At 58.6% G+C, this 526-nt stretch carries 1 protein-coding gene; it reads left to right on the top strand.

The features are described from left to right. Positions 1-291 precede the first annotated feature (291 nt). Positions 292-526 (top strand): class II fructose-bisphosphate aldolase (locus tag J5M71_RS27045; RefSeq protein WP_243434369.1); only part of this gene is annotated, 235 nt, incomplete at its 3' end.

Below are 526 nucleotides of genomic sequence, written 5' to 3'. Positions count from 1 at the left end.
CATTGGCCGTGGTTGCAAGGCCGACTAACACGATTGAATTGGTGTACAGAGATCCAAATGTGGGAGCGAGCCTGCTCGCGAAAGCAATCTTGCCGTCGATGATGCAGTGTCTGTCAGACCGCTTTCGCGAGCAGGCTCGCTCCCACAGGGATTCTCTGTTGTTCACACAGTTTTGGTAACGCCGAATCACCAGACCGGGCCTCAACCCCCGATCTGCATTAACTTGAATAGCCGCCGCCGCTCCGGCAGGCTGGCATGATCAACGACCCTCAACCGGGAGAGACACACACAATGGCACTTATCAGCATGCGCCAGATGCTGGACCACGCAGCCGAGTTCGGCTACGGCGTTCCAGCCTTCAACGTCAACAACCTTGAGCAGATGCGCGCCATCATGGAAGCCGCTGACAAGACTGACTCCCCGGTGATTGTCCAGGCTTCGGCCGGCGCCCGCAAATACGCCGGCCGAAGCCTGGACAATCACCGGGGAGTCAGTCTTGTCAGCGGCTTCCATGATGGCGCGCATC

Origin of the sequence: Pseudomonas sp. 43(2021) (assembly GCF_017490805.1) — a bacterium.
In the GTDB taxonomy this organism is placed as follows: domain Bacteria; phylum Pseudomonadota; class Gammaproteobacteria; order Pseudomonadales; family Pseudomonadaceae; genus Aquipseudomonas.
This window is presented reverse-complemented; position numbering and strand designations above follow the sequence as displayed.